Below are 24,468 nucleotides of genomic sequence, written 5' to 3'. Positions count from 1 at the left end.
CATGCTTTGGGCGAAACCAAACGTGTGCATTCCTGCAGTGGAATTGGACGGTGTGCATCAGGATTACGCCGATAAGCTTGTGCGCTTGACCAAGGAATCCCTGACGGATAAAAATGAGGTGCGGTTTGTTGAATGCGGAACCGAAAGCGATTTCGTTTTGCAAATCAAGATGCAGAGCTGGGAAAACGGCATCGTGGTGGTTTATAGTCTGCTGGATTCCGACGACAAAGATGTAATCTGGACTTACAAGCATATGGCCTATACGCCGGAGGACCTTGCCCCTATTGCGGATTTGGTCGTGAATACAAAAAAGTTTGAACGGGAAGGAAGTTTTAAGCTGGGCGTTGGCCTTGGTGCAATCGGGTTCGCTGCTCCGGAGTTTGCGGCCGCGCCATCGGTTGATTTGGTTGCGAATTACCTTCGCAAGAACCTCCTTTTGTCGCTAGATGTAAACTGGGGCTTTGACGAAGGGCTGGGTGACGATTTTAGTTATTTGGGCGCGTTTCTTTCGGCTGCCTATGTGTTTGATGGCCGAACAGTTTCTCCTTTTGTGGGGCCTGGTGCCGGCTTAATTTATCTTGACTACGATTCTAAAAAGTACAAGATTGACGAAGCTCCCGAAGGCTTTGCCTTTTTCTTGAAGACGGGTGTTCTTTTTAAACCTGTCGATTATAAAACGGTTTTCGCTTTAGATGTCCGTTATCTGTACAACTTCTGCAATCTTGAGAAGAAGTCTGATGACAGCTATAACAATGCCCACGGGTGGAGTGCTAGCGTGCAGGTGTGGTGGTAATGATGAAGTCTGTTATTGCATTGTTGTTGACGATAGTACTTGTGGGGTGCTCTGGGCATTCTTGGAAGACTGCTTCCGATAATGGCTTTTGGGTTACGGTTGCTGAAGGCAATGATTACGATTTTTACCAGAATGGCAAATTAGTCTGCGAATCGGCCCACAGTTGCAGATTTGACCGCACCTTCGACAAGGAAATGCTTCTGGAAATCCGTAAGGGTGACGTTGTGTACGGCCATTTGCTTGTGGCCCGTAAAGACAGTGAATTCGGCAAGCGTATAATGAATGCTGTCGAGTCAACGAATACTGCAAGGCGTGATGCCGAAGAAATTGCGAAATTTTTGCTGGTGCTTACCGGTAAAAATACAAAGCTTGAAACATTTGTGGGCGGGTCTTTAGTTGTGGCCAGTCTTTTCGCTTTTCCTATTTCGCTTGCGTTGAATGTTCCTGATCAAGCTCCGGAAAACTGGACGATTTCTATAGGCGCTGGTGATAGTTCCGCGGTCGCTTTCCCTTGGGATCAGCCCGCGAAAGATTGAATAAAAAATCCCGGAACGCATTGCGTCCGGGAAAATGGAGTACAAAAAAAGCCGCTCTGGTGGGTCTGTCTCGTCTAGAGACTTGCGGCTCGCGATTGCTGACTGGAACGGCTGCGACGCCGGCGCTTCTTATCCACCAGAAGGGCTCAATCATTAATATACCACTTTATTTCTAAAGTGGTACGATTTTCTTTGATTTCGATATTCCAAGTTGGAATATATTAGCCGATAAACCCGTGTGGGGTAAAGCCGAGGCCTTTAACGAGCTCGAAGTCCTTGCAACTGTTGACGCCTGCGGTGGTGAGCATGTCGTCGGTGATGGCAGCGTTGGCGCCGCTCTTGAAGGCGCGCTTGCCATCGTCGCCGAGAACTCCGCGGCCGCCTGCGAGGCGGATGAACGCCTTCGGGTTGATGAACCTGTAAATCGCTACGATGCGGCAGAATTCATCGTTCGTGAGCTTCGGGAGGTTCTCGTAAGGCGTGCCCGGGATTGCGTTCAGCACGTTCACCGGCGTAGACTTGACGCCGAGTTTGCGGAGGTCCAGGCACATGTCGATTCGGTCTTCCATGGTTTCGCCAAGGCCCATGATGCCGCCGCTGCAGATTTCAAGGCCTGCGGCAAGGGCGTTTTGGAGTGCCCCGATTTTGTCGTCATAGGTGTGCGTGGTGCACACGTCCGGGAAATGCCTGCGGTAAGTTTCCAGGTTGTTGTGGAAGCGGGTGAGGCCCGCCTCCTTGAGCTTGTCGAACTGCTCGCGGTTCAAGAGCCCTGCCGAAAGGCATACGGAAAGTTTGGTTTCTTTCTTGAGGCGGCGAATGGCTTCGCCAATCTGTTCTACGTCGCGGTTCGAAAGCGTACGGCCCGAGGTCACGATGGAGTAACGCGGAATGCCTGCGGCTTCTTTCTTCTTGGCATCAGCCACGATTTCGTCGGCGCTGAGGAGCTTGTATTCGGGGGCACCGGTATGGTAGTAGCTGCTCTGGGCGCAGTACTTGCAGTTTTCGGAGCAACGCCCGCTACGAGCGTTCACGATAGAGCAAAAGTCAAAATCGTTGCCGTGGAATTTTTCGCGAATTTCGTTGGCGGCATCGCAGAGTTCCTGCAAATCTTCGCTCAAAAGCTGGATTGCCTCTTCGCGAGAAATCTCGGATCCGCCCAACACTTTTTCTTTAAGGTCTTGAATAAAGGACATGCTAACGCTCCTTTAAAAGCAGGCATAAATATAGAAAAATCTACGCCCTTGCTTTAGAGGATTAGCATGCTTTTAGAAGGACCTTGCGTAATGATGCTGCGACTGCTGAAATCACCACCACGGCGAGGGGTAAGAATAGAAGTCGGGTTGCTGCAGGATCGAAAATGGCGAGTATGGTTGTTGTAAGAGCAGGTAAAGCGACGACAGCTCCAATGAAAAGAATAAAGTGCTTGTCAAGCTTTGTCCTGATGGCGCGAGAAATAAAGTAGCAGAGTAATAATACAAACGCCAAGAAGCATACGATTATATTTAACAAGCGGAATTCAAAACGGTGGGGGCAGAAGAAGTCGGTGATTGACCCTTGGTGTTCATGTGAAACGTCTTCTTCGATCTGATTCCATTTTTTGTAATCGATCCACAACATGGGAGCGTCATCGTCATAGATCTCTTGCTTGCGAATGTTGTTGTTCAATGGTAGCTCGTCGCTGATTACCATCAAAAAGTTGTTTGCATTTTTGTGGTTTTCCAGGAGACCGTGCGAAAAATCGAAGCTGTAGATGCCCTTTTCTTCAGTGAGATCCAGTTGGTACATGAGCAAGTTGGCGGATGCGGATTCGTTCGCTGCTTTTAGCTTTTTGCGTAATTTTAAGAATGTACTTTTGAAAAGTTGCGTGTTTTCCCGGTCGGTGGGAAAGTTTTGGAACCAGAGAATTACACCGTCTCCGCGATTGCTGGCGTCTTTGTCGTTTGAGGAGAGCGTTGCGGCAAATCTTTCAAGCATGGAATTGTTTTTCTTGTTGACGAGCTGCCCGATTTGATCGATAAGATTGACAAAAAAATCCTGCATTTTTTGGCCGTCTTCCACAAGGGGGCCCCATTCGCTCTTTTTAATAATCCAGTCTACCTTAACATTGTGCCTGTGCGCAACGTTGATAAATTCGCTTTGCCCGTCTCGGTCGAAAAAGTCTATGGCAGACAAACCCGAAGGTGTTTCTAGTTTTCCATCATCAGAGACTGTCAGTCCGTAATAGGCAATTCTGTTTAGGGTCGAAAAATCGATGGTGTCGCCGCCTTCTTTTATGTGCCAGTAAGGATATATGAGGTAACCATCGGAGCTGAGTTCCTTCTGTTGGCTGCAGCCGCAGCCATTGGCGTGCCATGTGATGGGGGTTGTTTCAGAAGAGCTAATTTGGATATTTGTTACCGTGTTGACGGCATTTTCCAACAACCTGGAGTAGAGTGTGTCTAGCAGGGTTATTGCACTGAACCAATCTTCTTCACTGCAAGAACGGCTCTTGTACGGGCCCAAGGAATTTTTTAAAGATTCTGATTTCGATACATTGTTTTCTGTATTATTGTTTGCTGAATTGTCTTTCTCAAGAGAACTTTTTATTCGGATGGAATCTAGTTTGTCTGCGATTTTCAAAAGATTGTCTATTTCGTCATCGTTCCAATGGATAGAATCGGGAAATGCAGGCGCGTCGTTTCCTTTGGAACAGATGTCAAGAGATGCTGCCAAAAGGCTTAATGCGTGTCGACGTGCGAACAGTGAATCGGCAAAGCGGATTCCTTGCAGATTTTTTAAGAATTTGAGTATCGTAGGGGGGTAGAGATCGTTGCGAAAAGCTAATACAATGTTTTTCTTGAGTGTATCCATGCCGGATTGGTTGAGCCATACTTTGTCTACGATGGAATCTGGCCAGCCTTCTTCCTTGATTTTCTTTTCCCGCATCATCCCACTTTCTAGCACGAACCTGTTGGCTGCTTCTAGAAAATGGGGGTAGTCTTTGAGTTCTTGCGAAAACTGAATCGCCATGTCATCGCGAGAATTGAAATACCAGTTGATGTATTTGTCAAGAATCTCAAACGCTTTTGTGGTGTCTTTGAGCTTGTCGCTGCTTTCGTAGCTCTTGACGTTTTCTGGAGTGACTTCGTAGGAGCAAAGTTCACATGTGTGAGCGCATATGGCGGTAAACAGCAAAAATGCTAAAATGCGTGTGGTGTTGCGAAACGCGTTTTTCATAAAATTTTCCCTTCTTTAAACAGCCTTTTTGATATGGCTTACAGTAAATTTAATTTATTGTCAATTTTGCGTTTGTTTGTAATGCCGAAATTGGCCTGTATTGGGGCGTTTTCTGATTTCTTTGTACGAAAAAAGCCCGGCTTGCGTGCCGGGCTGAAAAATATCTTTTCAAAGACGCTTACTTGGCGAACGGAGGCATCACCTGCCAAAGGACAGCCTTGTGTGCATGCAAGCGGTTTTCTGCTTCTTCGAAGCTCATGTTCACGTCGAGGTTGTCCATCACGGAGTCCGTGATTTCTTCGCCGCGGTGAGCCGGCAGGCAGTGGCTGACCTTGCAGTGAGCCGGAGCGAGCTTCAGGAGTTCGTCGTTGATCTGGAACGGCAAGAAGTGAGACTGCTTGGTGGCCTTTTCACCTTCCTGGCCCATGGAGACCCACACGTCGCTATAGAGAATGTCGGCGTCTTTGACGGCTTCCTTCGGGTCGTGGAATACGCGGTACTGGCAACCGTGCTTCTTGAGGCCTTCCTGAGCTTCTTCGACAACCTTGGCGGGCTGTTCGAAACCCTTCGGGCAGGCGAGCGTGAAGTTCATGCCCACCTTGGAGGCGAGGGCGAGGAAGGAGTTGGCGACGTTGTTGCCGTCACCGATGAAGGCGACAGTCTTCGGCTTGCCATCGGCGTTCTTGAAACCGCCGAGGTTTTCGCAAATCATCTGGGCAAAAGCGATTGCCTGGCACGGGTGATAGTCGTCGGTCAAGGCGTTCACGACCGGTACGCTACCGTATTCGGCGAGCTGTTCTACCAGGTCCTGCTTGAAGCAGCGGACCACGATGGCGTTTACCCAGCGGCTGAGGCAGCGGGCGACGTCCTTGACGCTTTCGCGCTTGCCAAGGCCAATGGAATCGGGAGCGAGCAACACGGCGTGACCGCCGAGCTGGTTCATGCCCACTTGGAAGGTGGTGATAGTTCGCAGCGAGGGCTTTTCGAAGAACATGGCGATGTTCTGGCCGTGCAGGCGGTCAGACACCTTGCCGGCGTGGACTTCTGCCTTCAGGCGAGAAGCGATTTCGATAGTTTCCAGGATTTTTTCTTCGCTCCAGTCCATGAGGCGGAGGAAGTGCTTGTTGCGATCAATCATTTTTGATTCCTTTGGGCAAGCCCGTAAAACAAAAAAAATTAAAAAACGGAGCTTTTACACTCCGTCTTTAACAGGAAATCACAATAGAATGCTAACGGATATTAGCGAAGTTTCTTTTTGTGACGGTCACGACGACGGCGCTTCTTACGCTTGTGAGTCGCAATCTTCCTGCGCTTTCTTTTCTTTCCGCAAGGCATGTTGTTTCTCCGTTAAGGGTTAAACTTAAAAATGTGCCTCCAAATAGAGAAAATTTTAGGGGCTTTGTCAAGGCAAAACGACCCAAAACACATAAAAATATGCAAAAAAGACATGCGAAAAAGACCCCTGACTTGCGCCAGAGGTCCTTTCAAGGTTGTAGAGGTCTTCTCAAGGAAGCTTGTTTTGGGTTTTAGTTCAAAGTGGGTGTTTCCCAGTCGATCCATTCGGACTTGTTGAAGTTGATGGTCTGGGTGTTCTTGCTGTAGTCGATCTTGCCCGTCTTGGCGTCCTTGCCGAGCAGGAACTTGTTCATAAAGTCCTTGACTTCGTCAAACTGTCCGTTCGGGAGCGAACAGTGCGCGTGGCCGCCTTCCTGGCTATAGGTGTAATTTTCCGTCACGCCGAGAGCCTTGTAGGTTTCGAGAGAAGCCTGGCCGCAGTAGTTCGACGGCACTTCGCCCAGCCATTCCTGGCCCGCGTTGTCAATGATGAGGAGCGGACGCGGAGCGACCATGCTTACGAGCATGTGCTGGTCGAACGGGAGCGTGTTTTCCTTGCCATCGTAGTTCTTGAACGACTTGATCATCCAGTTTCCTTCGGAACCCGCGCTATTCAGACCCTGCACAAACTGCTTGCCCTTCTGCTTGTTGACCTGGGCGCCTACACGCCAAAGCGATGCGCCGCCCGAACCGGATTCCTGCGGAATGGTGAGCGCGATGCGTTCGTCAAAAGCGCCGATGGCGAGGGCTGCCTTACCCAGGCGGGAACAACCGCTAACAGCCAGGTGCTTGACATCGATGCCTGCATCGGGGTCTTTTTCCAAAGCGTCGATCAGACGGCTCACGCCCCATGCCCAGGCGATAATGGTGCCCTGGCCGCCGTTGTAAAGCTGGAAAAACTTGCCGCCACCGCTTTCGGGAGCGACATTGTTCGTATTGAAGGTTATCATGGCGATGTCCAAGCCATTGGTCGAGGAGCCGAGGCTTCCGCATGAGCCAAATCCCTGGTCCAGGCCGATGAGGGCCGGCTTCGGCTTGTCCTTGGTGCCGGCGCTGTTGATGGTGACGTCGAAGGAGGCGGACTTGCCCTTGTCGGTAACGGTGACGGTGTACTTGTTGCCGGACTTCTTGCCCTCGACCTTTTCGGGATTGCGCGGCTTTTCGCCGAACATGAGTTTTTCGTACATGGCGCCGATTTCTTCGCGACGGCACTTCCAATCGGCCTTCGAGGAAATGCGCTTGCCGTCAAGACCCATGAACGGGTCCGGGAGTTTTGCGTTGTTTACGCTAGAGGGGATATTGCCGATCTGGCATTCGCTGCGGTGGTCTTCCACGAAGTTGTTCTCGGGTGTCGGCGGAATAATTACTTCTTCGCTGGAACTGGATTCGGCGAGTTTTACGTCGCCGACGGAGCTGCTAGAAGTGTGATGATGGTGTCCGCTGCTCGATGATACAACAACCGGTTCTATGGTCGAAGAACTCGAGAGTGTGTAAGAATTGTTTGGAATTGAGTCGTTTTGAGCATTGGCGAGACTATCCGTTTGGCTGGAATCTTGAGGCGTTACGACCGGTTCTTGGTTGACGGAGCCTGTTGAATCTGTCGGCATGTCAATCACGTTCGGTCCATCGCTAATTCCAAGGCCTGAATCTGCGTTGTGAGTCTGCTGATTGGCTAAATTTGCCGAATCTGTGTTAAATTCGCCATATTTGTCAATGAGACACTGCTCTGTGGTACATTCGGTAGCGGTCGTGTTCTCGTCGCCGCATGCCCAAAAACCGGTGGCGATAATTGCCACTGGCAACAAGTATTTATATTTCTTCATACATCCAATCCCAATTAGAGTGTAGTGAATTCTGCACTCGTAAATGTGTAAATAAAATATATTTCTTTTTGAAAAACGGGTCTTTTTGTTCCGATTTTTTACATTAATTTTTGTTAACAAACAGTGCTTTTTCGAAATAGTCAATCCGTCTTTTTATTGTTGTTTGCGCAAATTGGCTTTTTTTAAGGATTTACTATAATTACGGTGTTCATATAAGGAATCTGGTTATGGAACAGCAGGCTGTAGAAGCGGTATCCTATTTTCATGGCACTTTTTGGGCTTTAGTTCCCTCCATTGTGGCTATTATCCTGGCTCTCATTACCAAAGAAGCCTATTCGTCGTTGTTTGTCGGTGTTCTTATCGGAGGGCTTTTCATTAGTCAGGGGAGTTTTCCCGGATTTTTGGATGCGGTGTTCAAGAACGGAATGGTCAAACAGGTGTCGGACCCGTGGAATGTGGGCATTCTGTTTTTCTTGGTGATGCTTGGCGCAATGGTTGCCCTCATGAATAAGTCGGGGGCTGCGGCGGCGTTTGGAAACTGGGCGCAGTTACATATCAAAACTAAAGTGGGTGCACAAATAGCGACGATTATTCTTGGTATTCTGATTTTTGTGGATGATTATTTCAACTGCCTTACGGTGGGCAGCGTGATGCGTCCGGTTACAGATAAATTTAAGATTAGTCATGAAAAACTTTCCTACTTGATCGATGCTACGGCGGCTCCGATTTGTATTATCGCGCCGGTGAGTTCCTGGGCTGCAGCGGTAACAGGCTTTGTCGAAGGCGAAGATGGTCTTGGTCTTTTTGTGAAGGCGATTCCGTTCAATTTCTATGCTTTACTGACGATTGTGGCGCTTTTTGCCCTTGTTCTTTTGAAGGTCGATTTTGGACCGATGAGAAGGTGCGAATCGGCGGCAGACATGATTGCGGCCAAGATGGAAGACCTGAATATTGAACAAGCCAAGGGGACTGTGCTTGACTTGATTTTCCCGATTGTGGCTTTGATTATCTTCTGCGTGGCGGGCTTGGTTTATACGGGCGGTTTCTTCTCGAGTGGCGAGGCGCACAAGGGCTTTGTCGATGCCTTTGGCGCAAGCGATGCTTCGGTCGGACTGGTTCTCGGTAGCTTTGGTGCGTTCGTTCTGACAGTGATTTGGTACATGGGTCGCCGAGTCTTGAAAATTAACAAGTGTCTGGAAAGTCTGTCCGAGGGCTTTAAGGCGATGGTCCCAGCAATCATTATCCTTGTGCTTGCCTGGAGCTTGAAGGGTGTTACCGATACGCTTGGCGCAAAGGACTATGTGGCGGGAATCGTTTCGGGAAATGCGACAGCCTTGATGAACTTTATGCCGGCCATTATATTCATGGTCGCAATCGGTCTTGCTTTCTCGACGGGAACATCTTGGGGTACGTTTGGCATCTTGATTCCGATTGTGGTGGCCGCATTCTCCAGTGTCGATCCTAATCTGATGATTATCTCGATTTCTGCTTGCATGGCGGGTGCCGTTTGCGGTGACCATATTTCACCCATTTCAGATACGACGATTATGGCAAGCGCTGGCGCCGAATGTAATCATGTGAGTCACGTGAAAACGCAGCTGCCTTATGCCTTGTGTGTGGCGGCAATCAGCTTTGTCTGCTACATTGTCGCTGGCTTTACTCGCAGTGCCTTGCTCTCCCTTTTGGTGGGAATCGTGCTGGTTGTAGGGGGATTGCTGCTTATTAAAAAGCAACGTGGATTTACCCGCAAGGACGTTTTTCCGCAAAAGAAATTGTCCGGCAGAAAATCTGCTACCAAGAATTCTTCCGCAAAAAAGAAGACTAAAACTAGCGCTTAATTTGTGCAAAAACGATAGCGACCATCATAATGGCGCAACCGCAGATTTCGCGGGCCGAAAGTTGTTCCCCGAGAATTGCCCAGCCCGCAAGTACAGCAAATACCGATTCTAAACTCATCGTAAGCGAAGCTATGGTGGGTTTTACTTTATCTTGAGCGACAATCTGCAATGTGTAGGCAATTCCGCTAGAACAGAATGCGGCGAAGCAAAGTCCTGCAACCGCTCTTGGGTTGATGAATGCAGCGGCCGCGGTGCTAAAGTCCATGGCTGGAAATTTCATATCGAAAACAATCATGAGCGGCGCCGTCAAAACACCGATGGTGAGGAACTGGATTGCTGAAACACGAATCGGGTCGACCAGGTTCACGAACTTGTCGATGACCAGAATGTGGATTGAAAAGGCGAGGGCGCATAACAGCGAAACGCCGTCCGAAAGTTCCAGCGAAAAGCCGTCCTTGATGCACAGCAGGTATAGTCCGAAGGTCGTGATGACAACGCATGCCCAAGTCTTTGCCGAAATGCGGTGGCCGAGGACTAATCTTACAACGGGCACAAGGACAATGTAGCAGGCTGTCAAGAATCCCGATTTTCCGGCCGAGGTGCCAAGAAACATTCCCAGCTGTTGCAAGTTCATGGCGGTACAGAGGGCTAGCCCGCAAAAGAATCCGGCTTTCCAGTGCAAAAGCCGCTCTTCGCGGTTGTGGGGCCTGCGCGGGTTTTTGCCGAAAATGTCGAGAATCTTGAAAATTAGGGCTAAAAATCCGGCTGCGATAAAGCAACGAATGCACGAAAAGGTGAACGGCCCGAAGGCGTTGCCCTCAATCTGGGCTACAAAGCCCGACCCCCAGATGGCGGCGGTCAGAACGAGCAAAAGCGTATACCATAAATTGGTCATGCGTACATATATAGAAATCCTCGAGATTTGAAAAAAAATTATATCTTTTAAGGAAAAGACAATTTTACAGATGAAAAAGACTGCTGAAAAGAAGAATACGATTTCCTTTGTGGTCGATGTGGGTAACTCCCACACGGTGATTGGCATTTTTAAGGATACCAAGGTTGTTGATTATTGGCGTCTGACCACCCGCAAGGAAACGACCTCTGATGAAGTGATGAATAAAGTGGGCGGCCTGTTGAGGTTCTCCAAGATTAAGTCCGAAGAGATTACCCACGTGGGACTTTCTACCGTGGTGCCCGCTTTGGAACGCCCCTGGATTAAGGCTTTAGATTCGTTGCTAAAAAAACGCGTGCAGGTGGTGAATTCCAAAAACTGCATGGGTTTGCAGATTAATTACCAGAACCCGTCTATGGCTGGTGCCGACCGTTTGTGCAATGTGGTTGCCATGCGCGAGGCTGGCTTCAAGAATGCAATTGTCGTGGATATGGGGACCGCGACCACTTTTGACGTCATGAAGGATGGCGCCTTTGCTGGTGGCGTGATTATTCCCGGCATTAACGCAAGCTTGGATGCCTTGACGGAAAAGGCCGCTCGCCTTTTGCCCGTGACGATTGAATGGCCCGAGGCTGTGGTGGCGGACAATACCGATGACGCAATCCGTGCAGGTCTTCTGTACGGATTCCTTGCTCAGTTGGAGTTCCTGATCGGAAAAATCAAAACGGAAATGGGCTGCGACGACATGCCTGTTTATGCAACCGGTGGTTGGGGAAAAACCATCGCTCGCAGAACATCCTTGATTGATAAATACGATCCGTTCTTGACTCTGCGAGGAATACGGCTAGTAGCGTTGAACGGGACAGCGACTTCTGCTTACGGCGATGACTCGCGGGACTCAGAAGAAGAATAAGTTTTCTCAAGTAAGAAGGGGAAAAACAAATGCCGAAAAATCTTATCAATACGCTCTCGAAGCATAGGACCGTAATCTTCTTGATTATGTGTCTGTGCGTTCACGTTTTTAACGTGTTCCTGTTTTGGAAGTTTGGGCTTTTCCCGCTGGTGGTTCTAAACTGCTTTAGCTCTGTATTGTACATTTCAATTCTTACGATTTTCAAGAATGAAAATTTCAGGATTTCTTTTGCCTATTTCGAAATTATCTTTTTCTCTGCCATGACGGAGTTGATTTCTGGCGGTCATTTTGGTACCTTGACTTTTGTCATTGGCATGGTGGCTGTGATTTTCTTTATGCTGCCTTATTCCAACAGGAAAAAACACATATATCAGCTTATTGGAGCTATGTTTGCGGTTGCAATTAGCATGATTTCCGTTTTTAATTATTCCCTTTACCCGGAACTGATGGATTTGGTACTGCTTCACAGCTCTTTTGTGAAAATCATGAACTTGATCATTACGTTGTTTACACTGTTCTATTTGTCAAACCTTTACTTGATAGAACTTAAAACCACTCGTGAAAAGCTGGACTATAACATCAATCATGACATGCTGACCGGACTCTATAACCGCCGATTCTTTGAAGGCATCATGAAGCGTAGCAAAGAGGAAAAAGAAACCTCTTACTCAGTGGCTATGTTGGATGTGGATGACTTCAAGAAAATTAACGACACCTATGGCCATGAAACGGGCGATAAGGTCTTGGCTGCGGTGAGCAAGTGTATTGAATCTTGCCTTCCTCAGAATGGTGTGGCGGTTCGTTGGGGAGGTGAAGAATTTGTGTTGTACCTGCCTCAGATGGATAATGCCCACGCTTTGGAACTTTTGAGTAATTTCCGCGCCAAACTTGCGGAACAGGTGGTTTATTACAAGAATTCTAAAGTTTCCATTACGGCAACGATTGGCCTTAGTACAGGCGAAAATATTGCGGACTACGAGGAATATATCCGTCAGGCCGACGAAAAACTCTATTGGGGCAAGAAACACGGTAAGAACCAAGTCGTTAAATAGCTATATTATGCTCATATAATTGGAGCTTAATATGCGCTGTTTAGTAACTGGTGGGGCTGGGTTTTTAGGAAGTCACTTGTGTGAACGTCTGCTGAATGACGGTCACGAAGTCATTTGCCTTGACAACTACTTTACAGGTCGTTTGATGAATGTCGACCACTTGCGCGACAATCATCGCTTTGAACTAATCCGCCACGACGTGACAGAACCGATTCTGTTGGAAGTGGACCGCATTTTTAACTTGGCATGCCCCGCAAGCCCCATTCATTACCAGTTTAATCCGGTAAAGACCATCAAGACAAGCGTGATGGGTGCGATCAACATGCTCGGCATGGCGAAGCGAGTGAAGGCCCGCATTCTGCAGGCGTCCACAAGCGAAGTTTACGGCGATCCGGCCGTGCACCCGCAGACCGAAGACTACTGGGGAAACGTGAACCCGATTGGCATTCGCAGCTGCTACGACGAAGGCAAGCGCGTTGCTGAAACCTTGTTCATGGATTACCACCGCCAGAACAATGTGGACATTCGCATTGTACGAATCTTTAACACCTACGGCCCGCGCATGCTCATGAACGATGGCCGCGTGGTCAGTAACTTTATCGTGCAGGCTCTCAAGGGCGAAGACATCACCATTTACGGTGACGGCAGCCAGACCCGCAGTTTCTGCTATGTAGACGACTTGATCGAAGGCTTTATCCGCATGATGAACCAGGACAAGATTATTGGCCCGGTCAACATTGGAAACCCCGGCGAATTCACGATGCTCGAACTTGCCAAAGAAGTTCTTGAACTCACGAGCTCCAAGAGCAAAATCGTGTACAAGCCGCTCCCGGGTGACGACCCCAAGATGCGCCGCCCGAACATTGAACTTGCAAAGTCTGCTCTCGGCTGGGAACCGACGATTCCTCTGCGCCAGGGCCTCGAAAAGACGATTGTGTATTTCGACAAGCTTTTAAAAGACAATAAACAATAAACCTATATTTGCGCCATGAAAAAAATTTCTCTTACGGGCATCAAGCCCACCGGCACACCTCACTTGGGTAACTACCTGGGCGCCATTCGCCCGGCTCTCGAACTTTCGAAGACCTACGATACGGTCTACTTTATTGCTGACTATCATGCCCTGACAACGGTGCAGAACGGCGCCGAAATGCGCGCAAATATCTACAAGATTGCGGCGACCTGGCTTGCTCTTGGCCTGAACCCGGAAGAAGGCCTGTTCTACAAGCAGAGCGACATTCCTGAAATTTTCGAACTCAGCTGGGCTCTCAGCTGCTTTACGCCGAAGGGTTTCATGAACCGTGCCCATGCCTACAAGGATAAGGTCGCGAAGAACGAAGCCGCTGGCGAAGATCCGGATGCAAACGTGAACATGGGCCTCTATTGCTACCCGTGTCTCATGGATGCCGACATCCTCATGTTTAGCGCAGACATCGTGCCGGTCGGTAAAGACCAGAAGCAGCACGTGGAATTTGCCCGCGATATCGCCATCAAGTTCAACAAGCATTTTGGCGAAGACGTGTTCACCATTCCGGAACCCGTGTTCCAGGAAACCACGGGCATTATCCCGGGTCTCGATGGCCGCAAGATGAGCAAGTCTTACGACAACGTCATCGACATTTTCCTCGAAAGCAAGGCTCTCAAGAAGAAAATCGGCAAGATCGTGACGAACTCCCAGGGCATTGAAGAACCCAAGGATCCGGACACTTGCAACGTGTTTAAGCTGTACAAGCTGTTTGCTACGCCGGAACAGACCGAAGCTCTGGCTGCCCGCTACCGCGCTGGCGGCATGGGCTGGGGCCACGCCAAGCAGGAACTCCAGAATGTGCTCGAAGAACACCTCGGCCCTGCTCGTGAAAAGTACTTCTACCTGCTCAGCCATACCGAAGAAATCGACAAGATTCTTGCCTACGGTAAGGAAAAGGCTCGCGTTAAATCTAAAGCAATGATGGAGAAGGTCCGCTCGTTACTCGGAACGTACTAGTTTCCGTGGCTGCCTTCAATAATCCATCTACATAACTCCTCGATTCCTGCGTAATCGGGGAGTGTTTTTATAAAGTCCGGAGACTTGCTGCGTTCAATGAACTTGCTCCATGCCTGTTCATTCTTAGCTTCAAGACCCAAGTGCTCTTCGATGGCGCCTCGCGTCCACACCCAAATGCCTTGGTTGCGGAGCTTGGCATGAATGCTACGAATGGGGTGTTGCGCTTCTTCCATTTCGGCCATCATGGCGTAGGCGGTAGAAGCACTAATGTTACTGTGTTTGTTGACGGGGAGTCCGTTCACCAGGCGCAAATGATTATGGAAGGCCAGTTCGCGGAACAGGTCGCGGCAGTACTTGATGTCGGGATCGTTGGGCTCCAGGAATCCGTCGCGGGTCGCGGTGGTAAACGCGTAATCCAAGTCCACGATGGCGCGAACTGGCATGTCCATGGCGTCGAGCACTTGCATGCTCTTGCGGGTGTTGCTCACGCCGCCCTGGCGAACCAGCGCGCATTTAATGAGGGCGAAGGACTGCCCGGTAATGCGTTCAAAGAGCGCCGGGAGCACACGCCATTCGGTCTTGCCTTCGGTCAAAAGTACGTAGTCCGCAAACAATAGTTCGTTACTGTTACTCAGGCTAAAGAGCATCTGCAACTGGCTCGGAGCGTCTTGCACCACTTGGTGCACGGCGTCTTCCATTCGCTTGCGCATAAAGGTGCCGCGCTCTTTGTTCTTGCGAATCAGTAGCGAGGTGCTGACGTCTTCGCTGGTAACCATCTGGGCGCTATGGGTGGCGAATACCACCTGGTAGCCTTCGTTCGAAAGATTCTTGAGCGCCACGCGTACCAGTTCCACTGCCTGCGGGTGCAGGTAAAGTTCCGGCGAATCAATGAGCAACAGCGTGCGGCTCAGGTAATGGTTGTGGTGGTGCTTCTTGACGTCGGCCAAGTAACGCACCAATGCCATTTGAATCGCGCGCTTGCTGCCTTCGCCCATGCGGCTAATGTCGCGCTCAAAACCGTCATCTTCGTCGATGACCTTAAGGCTTGCGCTCTTGAGGAAAGTTTCAAGAGTCGGCATGGGAATGTCGAATTCCACTTTGACGCTTGGGAACAGCGGCGAAAGCTTTTCGTTGACTTCTCGGTCGAAGGTGTTGATTTCGGCGGCGCGGGTTTCGCTGTCTGGCGAAAGCAGGTCGCTGAATTTGTTCAAAAGCGTGTTGATTTCATTGCCAAAACGGCGTTCAAGCGGCTTGAAAATTTCATGCAAAAGCTTGGTGAACGCCTGGTTCCCTTCAAAGTCCCAAATGGCAATCGATTCGGGGAACATGCGGTGGTACGCGAACTTGAATGCTTCGCTGGGACGCACCCATTCGCGCTTGTCGCCCTTGCGGTGATTGCTTGGCACGAATACGAAAAGTTCAAGAGCTTCCGGATTTTCGTTGGGTATGCGCTGTACTTTTTTGACGCGCAGGCGGCCAGGGCCTTGCGGCGTGTTCTGCAAAAACGGTCGCACTTCGGCGGCGTATTCTTCGCCCAAACGGTTAAGGACTTGTTCCGTAATGCCGTCAAAGACGCCGATGACTTCTACGGGGTCGTTGGGGTCGTCAAAATACGAAATGTCTAGCGAAAATTTGGACAAAAGCCAGCGAATGCCCATCAAAATGTTCGTTTTGCCGGCATTATTGTAGCCAATGAGTGCGGTAAAGCTACTGAGCGGAAACGTCTGCCTCTGAATAGAACGCAGGTTCGAAATAGTTATCTCGGATAATCTCAGTGCTTGTGGTGTCATACACTGAATGTATATAAAAAGTGTGGGGTGCGGATACTAAAAATGCCGTTTTTTTTACTTTTTGGAAAGGTTCGCGCAGGTCTCGCGCTTGTAACTTTTGTATTTTTGTCCCGAATTTTGTTTATAGGTAGGTTTATTCTGCGCTTTCGCTGGCTGTTTTTATTTGCTGTGTTTGTAGGGCTTGCTCAGGCCCAGCTTTTGGACATGTCCGAAATGTCCGAGAGCTATATGGTCGAAAATAAGATCCATAAGGTCAAGGTTGAAGGAACCGTCCACATGGATGACCGCGCTGTCCTTAGCCGTATCGGTATTCGCGATGGACAAAGCTATTCTCCGACGGCCCTGACCGAAAAGGTGCAGTCTTCGGTGACGTCCCTTTACAAGTCTGGCCTTTTTGACGATGTGACCGCCTGGATTGACTACGTGGGCGATGGCACCGATGTCGACCTCATTTTCAAGATTAAGGAACTCCCGGCTTTGGATACGGCTGTATTCGAAGGCTGCGACGAAGAATCCGAAGAAGATTTGAAACTCAAGATCCGTATGATTCCGGGTCAGGTTTATAGCAAGAGCCAGTTGGAACGTGACCGCCAGGCTATTTTGGACTTCTACCGCGCCGAAGGCTACCTGCTTGCCGAAGTGGGCTACCGCGAAACGCCGGTCGACGAAAACAAGAATATGGTGACCTTCCTTATCCGCGAAGGGGAGAAGGTCAAAGTCCGCCAGTTCGATATTCAGGGCAACGACCATGTGCCTGCCGAAGACATTATGGAACACATGGTCACAAAACTTGACCAGTGGTGGGGCGGTGGCGAATTCAAGGAAAACATCTTTGAAGCCGACCGCGACACGGTGTTGAATGCCATTCGTCATTTCGGTTATCTGGATGCTGAACTCACCGAATACAGCGCCGAATACCTGCCGGACTCCACCTGCTTGTTCTATATGGGCCGCATGGTTCCGCTGGGCGAAAACCTGGAAGTCCTTTACAAGCAGTTGAACCTCGCTTTGGGTGACTCCGCAACGCCGCTTTACAAGATGGCGGGTAAGCCCACCATGCAGGTGACGCACTTCTTCCGCAGACACCGCGAAGTGGGCGAAATGCCGTGGGTGTCTAGACCTAAGGTCACGGTTAAGGCCGAAGAAGATGCCTGGAAGATGTTGAACGACATTATCCGCTACGAAAATGCCCGTAAGGAATTCTTGGACATTGTCGATGGCCGCAAGTGGAAGAACCCCAAGATCGATTCTCTGCGCAAGGTCAAGAAGCGCTCTACCTATCAAGAAAAGTTGATGGTCCGCTACATGATCGAAGACATGTTCCCGGTCCTCAACAAGTACGACAATATCAAGACCTCTAGCTCAATCCTCATTCATATCCACATGATTGAAGGCCGTAAGTACTACATGGGTGGCTTGCACTTCTCGGGTAACGAAGTGCTCAACGACAAGATGCTTGCCTATGCCTACCGCCTCGACAGTGGTGAAGTCTTTGACCAGTACAAGTACGATGCTTCTCGCAAGGCTCTCTTGGATGCCTACCGCGAAGACGGCTACCTGTTTGCCCAGTACGAAGAAACCCGTACGTTCGAAAACGATTCTATTGTGAACCTGTCTTACAAGATGACCGAAGGCCTGCCGGCCCAGATTCACAAGGTGCATATCCACGGCAATACCAAGACCAACGAAAAGGTGATCCGTCGCGAAGTCCGCCTGTATCCGGGCGATACTTACCGCCAGTCCCTGTTGGAACGTAGCTTCCGTGAAATCATGCAGCTCAACTACTTCGACATGGTCGTACCCGACATCAAGGTTGTGGGCGAACAGGATGTGGACCTCGACTTTACCGTGCAAGAAAAGGAAGCCGGTACCGGCCAGTTCAGCTTGGGCGTTTCTTATAGCGAAAGCGACGGTGTCGTGGGTACGGCTAGCGTGTCTATTCCGAACTGCTGTATGGGTGACGGCCAGGCAGCATCGTTCAGCGTGGAATACGGTGCCGACAAGAAGAGTGCTTCTATCAGCTTCCAGGAACCCTGGTTCATGGACAAGCCGATTACCCTGGGTGCAAGCCTTAGCTACTCCTGGTGGAACATGTCCAAGTACGATGACCCCGACATTACCCGTTACGGTGGTTCTGTCTACTTGGGTAAGCGCCTCAAGTGGCCCGATGACTACTTCTACGGCCAGATCGGTTACAGCTGGCTCATGAACAAGCAGGGCCCGAACATTGACGACAGCTACGTGGTGTACACCGGTGTGGAATCTGCCTTGAACTTCCGCCTGTTGCGTGACGACAAGAACCTGCCGCAGTTCCCGACTGAAGGTTCTCGCTATGTGCTCGATATCCAGTGGGCAGACGATGTGCTGTTCAGTGACTTCAACTTCGTGAAGACCGAACTTACGGTGAAGTGGTGGTTCCCGCTGTTCCGCGACCGCTTGGCCATTGCTCTTACGAACCAGTACGGTGTAATCTTTGGTGACCAGTTGCAGTACCGCACGCTTTATACCATGGGTGGCGTGATGGGCTACGAAGGCATGATGCGTGGTTACAGCTCGGGCTCTATCGGTTACCGTCGCTTGGGCCGCAGCTACCAGTACACGGGTGCTGAACTGCAGCTCGGTCTTGTGCCGCAGACCTTCTACCTGTTGCCGTTCTTCTTTGATGCCGGTAACGTGTTCGGTGAACGCTACAACCCGCGTACCAAGGTGCCTGAACCCTCTAGGAACCCGCTCAATGAATGGGATCCGACGAGCCTCAAGAAGGATATCGGTTTCGGTTTCCGCGTGATTGTTCCGATGCTCGGTATTATCGGCTTCGACTTTGCATGGCCGCTTGATGTGGGCGAAACCTATAGTGGCACCCAGCGTACCGAAGTGGGCGACATGCAATTCAACTTTGTTATCGGCCAAGGATTCTAAGGAGGCTTTATGCTTAAGCGTCTGCTGATAGTTTTAGTGCTTGCGTTTGCGACTGTCTCGTTCGCCGAAGACGGCCTGCGCATTGCGCATGTGGATTCCAAGCTGATCTTTGACGGCTACAAGGGCACCAAGCGCGCCCAGGAAGAATACGACCGTCAGGTGGCTAAGTGGGAACAGCAGGGCAACTTGCTGCAAAAGGAACTTGCTGCCATCAAGGAAAAGCTCGATAAGCAGGTGCTGATGCTCAGCGACGAAAAGAAGCGCGAGCTCGAAGCCGAATACAACAAGAAGGACATGGAACTCAAGAACTTTATCGACCGCGTGTACGGCCGCAAAGGTGAACTGATTTCTGAAAACGAAAAGGTGAGCGGCCCAATCATTCAGTTGATTCGTAAGGCCATTAACGAAATTGCTCTGCAAGAAGGTTACGACATGGTGGTCGACCGTGCAACGGGCGCAGTGGTGTTCTGGAAAAAAGAAAACGACCTGACCCAGAAAGTTCTGGATTACCTGAACAACCGATAGTTTTCGAAAAGCTTGAAAAAATTTAAAACCCCGCGATGAGCGGGTTTTTTCATTTCACATCTCTAATTATTCATTCCACATCAATACGCGCCTTCGCCCTTGAACACGACCTTGAAGGTCTTGAGGATGAGCGAGACGTCGTCGCTCAGCTTGCCGTTGCGCTTGATGTAGTCGTTGTCGAGGCGCATCTGGCCTTCGAAACTGATGTTGCTGCGGCCGCTGACCTGCCAAATGCAGGTGAGACCTGGCGTTACGGAAAGGCGCATGCGGTGCCAGGGCTCGTATTCCGCCACTTCGGACGGAATCGGCGGACGTGGGCCTACGATGGACATGTCGCCCTTGATGATGTTGAAGAACTGCGGCAGTTCGTCGAGGCTGAACTTGCGGAGCACGTGACCGAACGGATAGATACGCGGGTCGTTCTTCATCTTGAAAGTCTTGCCGCCCGTTTCGTTCTGGGCCAGGAGTTCTTTTTTGCGTTCTTCGGCGTCCACGTACATGCTGCGGAACTTGTACATAGTGAACAGCTTGCCGTTCTTGCCTACGCGGGTCTGCTTGAAGATGACAGGACCCTTGGGGTCGCTGAGCTTGACTGCAGCAGCGCAGAACAGAAGCAGGGGAGAGCAGAGCACAATCGCAATGCTGGTGCAGGTCACGTCGACAATGCGCTTGACCATGTGGCGGTAGCGAATGGTGTGCGGGTGTTCCCAGATGTGGTCCAAGTTCAAACGCGTCAGCGAGAAGAATCGGCCGTTTGCGCTGTTGAAGTCCTTGATTTTGTCTTCGAGTTCCAGGTTCTCTTTTTCTTGGAGCCCCGTGTAAATATAGGCCTCGAAGATCGGCTTCTTCGGGTTGATGCGGAGCGTCTGGATAAGGCCTGCATCGTTCAGCTTGTGCAAAATCTCTTTGCGAATCGATTCCAGCACCGAGAGGTCGGAATTCAGCAGGATAATGCCGAGACCGCTACCATCGGAAAGGTAGCCCAAGACATCGATAAAGCGCAAGTGCGAAAACATCGTCAAAATGCTGATTCGCCAGGTGTTTTCGACCGTCTTGTTCGGGCTGCCCCAACCAAAGAAGTCGTACTGGTGCGAATACATCTTGATATACAGGAACGGCTTGCGGGTGCGGTTTGCACGCATAAATTCTTCGTTCAAACGCGTTCTAAAGAGCTTTGCCGGATAGACAATGTTCTTTAGCTTTTGCTCGTCGAGAATTGAGCCAATTGCCGGGTTAACGGATTCCTGTTCCATGTCGCTAAATATAGTTACTTGTAACTGCTTAGGCAAAGTTGAACTTTCAATTATTGTATCTTTCTATTGTTAATCGTATAAGAAGGAATTATTATGAAACACGTCCTTTCGGCAACTGTTGGGGTCCTGTTTGCAGCCCTGTCTGCAAGTGCGGCAACTATCTTTCCCAAAACCCCGACTTTATCAGGGGGGTGTTACGAAATTTCGGATGCGCGAGAGCTTTATGGCTTTGCTGCAATCGTGAACGGAACTGATGGCAATGTCAAGAACAAGTCCGCTTGTGGCAAACTTACAAAGGATATCGTTGTCAACGATATAGAAGACGTTTACGATATAGATTTTGATGATGTTGAAGCTGTAGTCCAGTGGAACCCGTTAGACACCTTTGCGGGAACGTTCGACGGGAACGGGCACACCATTTCGGGGCTTGTTCGGAACGTGGCTCAAGAAACCGATCCTCAGGATGTGGGCTTTATTCGCGTGCTGGTTGCCAACCCCGAAACCCCGACGGTCATCAGGAATTTGGGACTTGTAAAATCAATGTTCTATGCAAAAAATTCGGATGTTGCCATGGGAATTTTTGCAGTTCGCGTGGTTGATTCCGATTTAGAAGATGGAGCGGATTCCTATGCTCAGATAGTCAATTGCTTTAACCAGTCTGTGGCTTACTTTGAAAAAAATGGTGAACGTTCTTACTTGGTGCGCTATGCCGATAGACATGTTATACTGACTATAGAGAATAGCTATAATGTGGGGGAAGGGCAACTGTTTGGCAGTAGTTCGGATACTGTTATCGTCAAGAATTCTTATCAGTTGGATAATAAAGAGTCAATGGACTCAGATGGTGTTAAGCATGCGACCGAGAAACAGTTCAAAAGTGGCGTTGTGGCGTATGTTTTGCACGAAGCGGATCCTGTTTGGGGACAGAACGTGGATACTGATGATTACCCGAATTTCTCGGGCGCCATCAGGAATTCTGTGGTGGATCGCTATAGCGTAACGTTCCACACCTTTGCTGGTGATGAGGCTACTTATTTTGATAGCTACGTCTCTGGATTTACCTATGATTTGCCCGATACGGTTGCTAAGGAAAAGACGATTTTCCAAGGTTGGTTCAAGGACAAGGAATTCAGTGGGGAGCCTGATAAATTTATTGATGCTAGTACATCGGGCAATCTTGAGTATTGGGCGAAATTGGAAAATTTCTATGAAATAACGTTCCATCTTGATGGCGGGCGTGTTCGTCAGGATTGGTATACCAATTATGGTTCTGTATTAAGTAATGATTGTGAGTTTTGGCGTAACAAGGAAACTACTTCTTGTAAATATGTGGAAGGCTTTAAAGGTAATCTACCAACTGCAAATAATGCCTTTAAAGAGGGATATTTCCTTGAAGGATGGTACGATAACGCCGAATTGACGGGGAACCGGATTGACTCTATGAGCGATACGGATGCTGGCGATAAGGATTTCTATGCAAAGTGGGTCAAACTGAAAACGCCTACATTGGATGCCGCAGACAATTGCTATGAGATTTCGAATGTGGCAGAACTCTATGGCTTTGCTCAAATGGTAAACGGAATGGACAGCCTCGATCGAGTGGGGCCGTATGCTAACCTATGCGCCAAACTTACGAAAGATATCGTGGTAAATGAAAATGTCTTGAAGTCGGATGGAACTCTTGATAAGTCAAGAGCGAATAAGTTCTTGCCTTGGTTGCAGATATCTAATTTCTGGGGAACGTTCGATGGCCAGGGACATAGTATTTCGGGTCTATACATGTTTGACTCTTTTGGAATGATAGACAATATTTTGTCAAAGGCCGATGGAACACCCTCCGTTATTCGCAATCTGACGATTGTCGATTCCTATTCTGTGGGCAGCGGCATCGTTGCGTCTTTGTATAATCCGCTGATTGTGGATAACTGCCATTTCAAGGGCAATATTGATGTCAGAAAGAGTATTTGTTATGGATACAGGTGTAGCTTGGCTAGAATTGGAGGCATAGGCGGACTTGTCGGACATTCCGAAACCAATCTCGTTGTTAAGAATAGCAGTTTTGAAGGCAAGATGATCGCGAAAGAAGATGCGTATATGGGAGGCCTTGTGGGGAGCAGTTATGGAGAATTGACTCTCGTACAGAATTATAGTAAGGGGGCCGCTTATCTGGAAAACGAATCGACTGACGATTATATTTTTATTAATGCAGGATCTCTTGTTGGACATCTTCTCGGGAACGCTCTTATAGTGAATAATTACAGCGTCTTTGATATGAACGGAGAGGGGAGAGGTTTGCTTGGTGGCTTAATTGGAAGCAACGCTAGCTTTTTCATAGCATCTAAGAAAGATAGAATAGAATATAAACCATTGCAGTCATATATACTGAACAATTACAATATGGGATCTTTCTCGGATGGATATACGATTTCTCGGCCTGCTGACGTGTGGGCCATAGAAAACGTTTTCTATAAGGCTGCGGAAGGGGTCGATGTTGACGGCGCCCAGTCGGTTGCGGCAAGTGGTTTTAAAGATGGTTCGCTCGCGACAACTTTGCATGACTATGTGCAGAAGGACTCTCTGGGTAATGCGATTGCGGGGGGTGTCGATGGCAAAGTCTGGAAACAGGGCGATGACTATCCTGTGTTTACCCAAAAGGATGAACGGTATATCGCGGCTCTCCATACGGATACCACGGGTTCGTGTGCTTATCTTTTCTACACGCCCGGAGAGACGCTTACTTTGCCGGAACAGAAACGTGAAGGCTATACGTTTGAAGGCTGGTACATATCACCAAAATTCTTGAGTGACGAACTTGTTACCGAAATTGCTGCGACTGATTTCGGCTACCTTAATTTCTATGCAAAGTGGAGTATAATCACTGTAACTGTTCGGGCTACTGCGGAAGATCCTGATGCGGGTCGTGTTAAGGTTGGAAACACGTGGTCCAATCTGTCTAACCCCACTGCTTATGGAACCTATGATTATGGGACAACGGTTTATGTACAGGCTATACCTTATGATGGTTACCGTTTTGTGGAATGGGATAACCTGTGCGGAACGAAGTCCTATTGTTCCTTTAGCGCAACGGAAGATGTCAATCTCGTAGCAATCTTTGAAGAGGCTCCTTCGAGCAGTTCAGTTGCATCTAGTTCTAGTGAATCGTCATCGAGCGTTGCGTCTAGTTCTTCTGCGGAGCCGCCGAAATCGAGCAGCAGTTCCGTGAAGTCGTCGTCGAGCGTTTCGAGCAGCAGCGCAAAGAGCAGCTCTTCTGCAAAGTCGAGCTCAAGTTCTGCAAAATCGTCTAGTTCGAGTACGAAATCGGATAAGTCTTCTAGCAGCGGAAAGAAGGACTCGTTTGAACAGATCCCTGTGCCGCAGTTTAGTGTGAGCGTTGTAAATCGCACCTTGCAGGTGGCGGGAGCCCGTGCGGGTGACAGGTATGCTCTGTTCGACATGCAGGGCAATGTGGTGCTCCGTGGAACCGCAAATAGCGCGAATTTCAGCATCGCGGTACCTGTTTCGGGCCATTATGTGCTTCGAATCGGTTACGGAACCCGCAAGGTGACTGTGGGAAACTAGCGCAAAATTCTATATTTGTG

General features: G+C 49.4%; 17 protein-coding genes. 10 read left to right on the top strand and 7 right to left on the bottom strand.

Annotation, left to right across the window (positions count from 1 at the left end):
* Nucleotide 1: 1 nt before the first annotated feature.
* Together QZN53_RS05355 and QZN53_RS05350 are read left to right on the top strand one after the other, a co-directional pair.
* A complete protein-coding gene (locus QZN53_RS05355) occupies nt 2-793 on the top strand; it encodes a hypothetical protein (RefSeq protein ID WP_163437852.1) in 792 nt (263 codons plus the stop codon).
* Nucleotides 793-1,329, top strand: a complete 537-nt coding sequence (locus QZN53_RS05350; protein ID WP_163437851.1) for a hypothetical protein — start codon at nt 793-795, stop codon at nt 1,327-1,329. Before QZN53_RS05355 ends, QZN53_RS05350 begins: the two co-directional genes overlap by 1 nt.
* A 221-nt stretch (nt 1,330-1,550) precedes the next feature.
* Here QZN53_RS05350 and bioB read toward each other — a convergent pair whose 3' ends face one another.
* The 4 genes from bioB to QZN53_RS05330 all read right to left on the bottom strand — a co-directional run bounded on the left by bioB (nt 1,551) and on the right by QZN53_RS05330 (nt 7,703).
* Nucleotides 1,551-2,522: a biotin synthase BioB gene (gene bioB, locus QZN53_RS05345; RefSeq protein ID WP_163437850.1), complete on the bottom strand. Its 972-nt coding sequence runs from the start codon at nt 2,520-2,522 to the stop codon at nt 1,551-1,553.
* A gap of 61 nt (nt 2,523-2,583) precedes the next feature.
* Entirely contained in the window at nt 2,584-4,545 is a 1,962-nt protein-coding gene (locus QZN53_RS05340; RefSeq protein WP_163437849.1) for a hypothetical protein, read from the bottom strand.
* Between the two features lie 178 nt (nt 4,546-4,723).
* Complete coding sequence (gene argF / locus QZN53_RS05335; protein WP_072800117.1) at nt 4,724-5,683, bottom strand: ornithine carbamoyltransferase; 960 nt, start codon at nt 5,681-5,683, stop codon at nt 4,724-4,726.
* Nucleotides 5,684-6,071: 388 nt separating this feature from the next.
* Nucleotides 6,072-7,703 (bottom strand): hypothetical protein, encoded by a 1,632-nt coding sequence (locus tag QZN53_RS05330; protein WP_163437848.1) that lies wholly within the window; start codon nt 7,701-7,703, stop codon nt 6,072-6,074.
* A gap of 227 nt (nt 7,704-7,930) precedes the next feature.
* Here QZN53_RS05330 and QZN53_RS05325 point away from each other — a divergent pair, with 227 nt between their 5' ends.
* On the top strand, nt 7,931-9,541 hold the full coding sequence (locus QZN53_RS05325; RefSeq protein WP_163437847.1) for a Na+/H+ antiporter NhaC family protein: 1,611 nt from the start codon (nt 7,931-7,933) through the stop codon (nt 9,539-9,541).
* Here the strand turns inward: QZN53_RS05325 and QZN53_RS05320 are convergent.
* Entirely contained in the window at nt 9,531-10,436 is a 906-nt protein-coding gene (locus tag QZN53_RS05320; RefSeq protein WP_163437846.1) for a DMT family transporter, read from the bottom strand. The genes QZN53_RS05325 and QZN53_RS05320 overlap by 11 nt on opposite strands.
* Before the next feature lie 70 nt (nt 10,437-10,506).
* On the opposite strand from QZN53_RS05320, the gene QZN53_RS05315 reads away from it, so the two are divergent.
* The 4 genes from QZN53_RS05315 to trpS are packed head-to-tail and all read left to right on the top strand — an operon-like array spanning nt 10,507 to nt 14,382.
* The gene (locus QZN53_RS05315) at nt 10,507-11,346 is read left to right on the top strand and encodes a type III pantothenate kinase (RefSeq protein WP_283429977.1); all 840 of its coding nucleotides are present in this window, start codon (nt 10,507-10,509) and stop codon (nt 11,344-11,346) included.
* A 29-nt stretch (nt 11,347-11,375) separates the two neighbouring features.
* Nucleotides 11,376-12,398 carry a GGDEF domain-containing protein gene (locus tag QZN53_RS05310; RefSeq protein WP_163437845.1) on the top strand — a complete coding sequence of 341 codons (1,023 nt, stop codon included), beginning with the start codon at nt 11,376-11,378 and terminating at the stop codon, nt 12,396-12,398.
* 31 nt (nt 12,399-12,429) lie between these two features.
* On the top strand, nt 12,430-13,371 hold the full coding sequence (locus tag QZN53_RS05305; protein WP_163437844.1) for a UDP-glucuronic acid decarboxylase family protein: 942 nt from the start codon (nt 12,430-12,432) through the stop codon (nt 13,369-13,371).
* 15 nt (nt 13,372-13,386) lie between these two features.
* Complete coding sequence (gene trpS / locus QZN53_RS05300; protein ID WP_088628612.1) at nt 13,387-14,382, top strand: tryptophan--tRNA ligase; 996 nt, start codon at nt 13,387-13,389, stop codon at nt 14,380-14,382.
* Here the strand turns inward: trpS and QZN53_RS05295 are convergent.
* A complete protein-coding gene (locus tag QZN53_RS05295; RefSeq protein ID WP_163437843.1) occupies nt 14,379-16,172 on the bottom strand; it encodes an ATP-dependent endonuclease in 1,794 nt (597 codons plus the stop codon). The two genes, trpS and QZN53_RS05295, sit on opposite strands and share 4 nt — an antisense overlap.
* 168 nt (nt 16,173-16,340) lie before the next feature.
* Between QZN53_RS05295 and QZN53_RS05290 the strand changes: the two genes are divergently transcribed.
* Nucleotides 16,341-19,091 (top strand): POTRA domain-containing protein, encoded by a 2,751-nt coding sequence (locus tag QZN53_RS05290; protein WP_294651978.1) that lies wholly within the window; start codon nt 16,341-16,343, stop codon nt 19,089-19,091.
* A gap of 9 nt (nt 19,092-19,100) precedes the next feature.
* Nucleotides 19,101-19,616, top strand: coding sequence for an OmpH family outer membrane protein (locus tag QZN53_RS05285; RefSeq protein WP_088628615.1), 516 nt, complete (start codon nt 19,101-19,103; stop codon nt 19,614-19,616).
* A gap of 80 nt (nt 19,617-19,696) precedes the next feature.
* Here QZN53_RS05285 and QZN53_RS05280 read toward each other — a convergent pair whose 3' ends face one another.
* Nucleotides 19,697-20,869, bottom strand: a complete 1,173-nt coding sequence (locus tag QZN53_RS05280) for a sugar transferase (protein WP_163437841.1) — start codon at nt 20,867-20,869, stop codon at nt 19,697-19,699.
* Nucleotides 20,870-20,962: 93 nt separating this feature from the next.
* On the opposite strand from QZN53_RS05280, the gene QZN53_RS05275 reads away from it, so the two are divergent.
* Nucleotides 20,963-24,448, top strand: a complete 3,486-nt coding sequence (locus QZN53_RS05275) for an InlB B-repeat-containing protein (RefSeq protein WP_163437840.1) — start codon at nt 20,963-20,965, stop codon at nt 24,446-24,448.
* The last annotated feature ends 20 nt before the right edge of the window (nt 24,449-24,468 follow it).

This window comes from uncultured Fibrobacter sp. (genome assembly GCF_900316465.1).
Lineage (GTDB): Bacteria > Fibrobacterota > Fibrobacteria > Fibrobacterales > Fibrobacteraceae > Fibrobacter.
The sequence above is the reverse complement of the archived record's forward strand: the minus strand, read 5'-3'. Positions and strand labels throughout refer to the sequence as shown.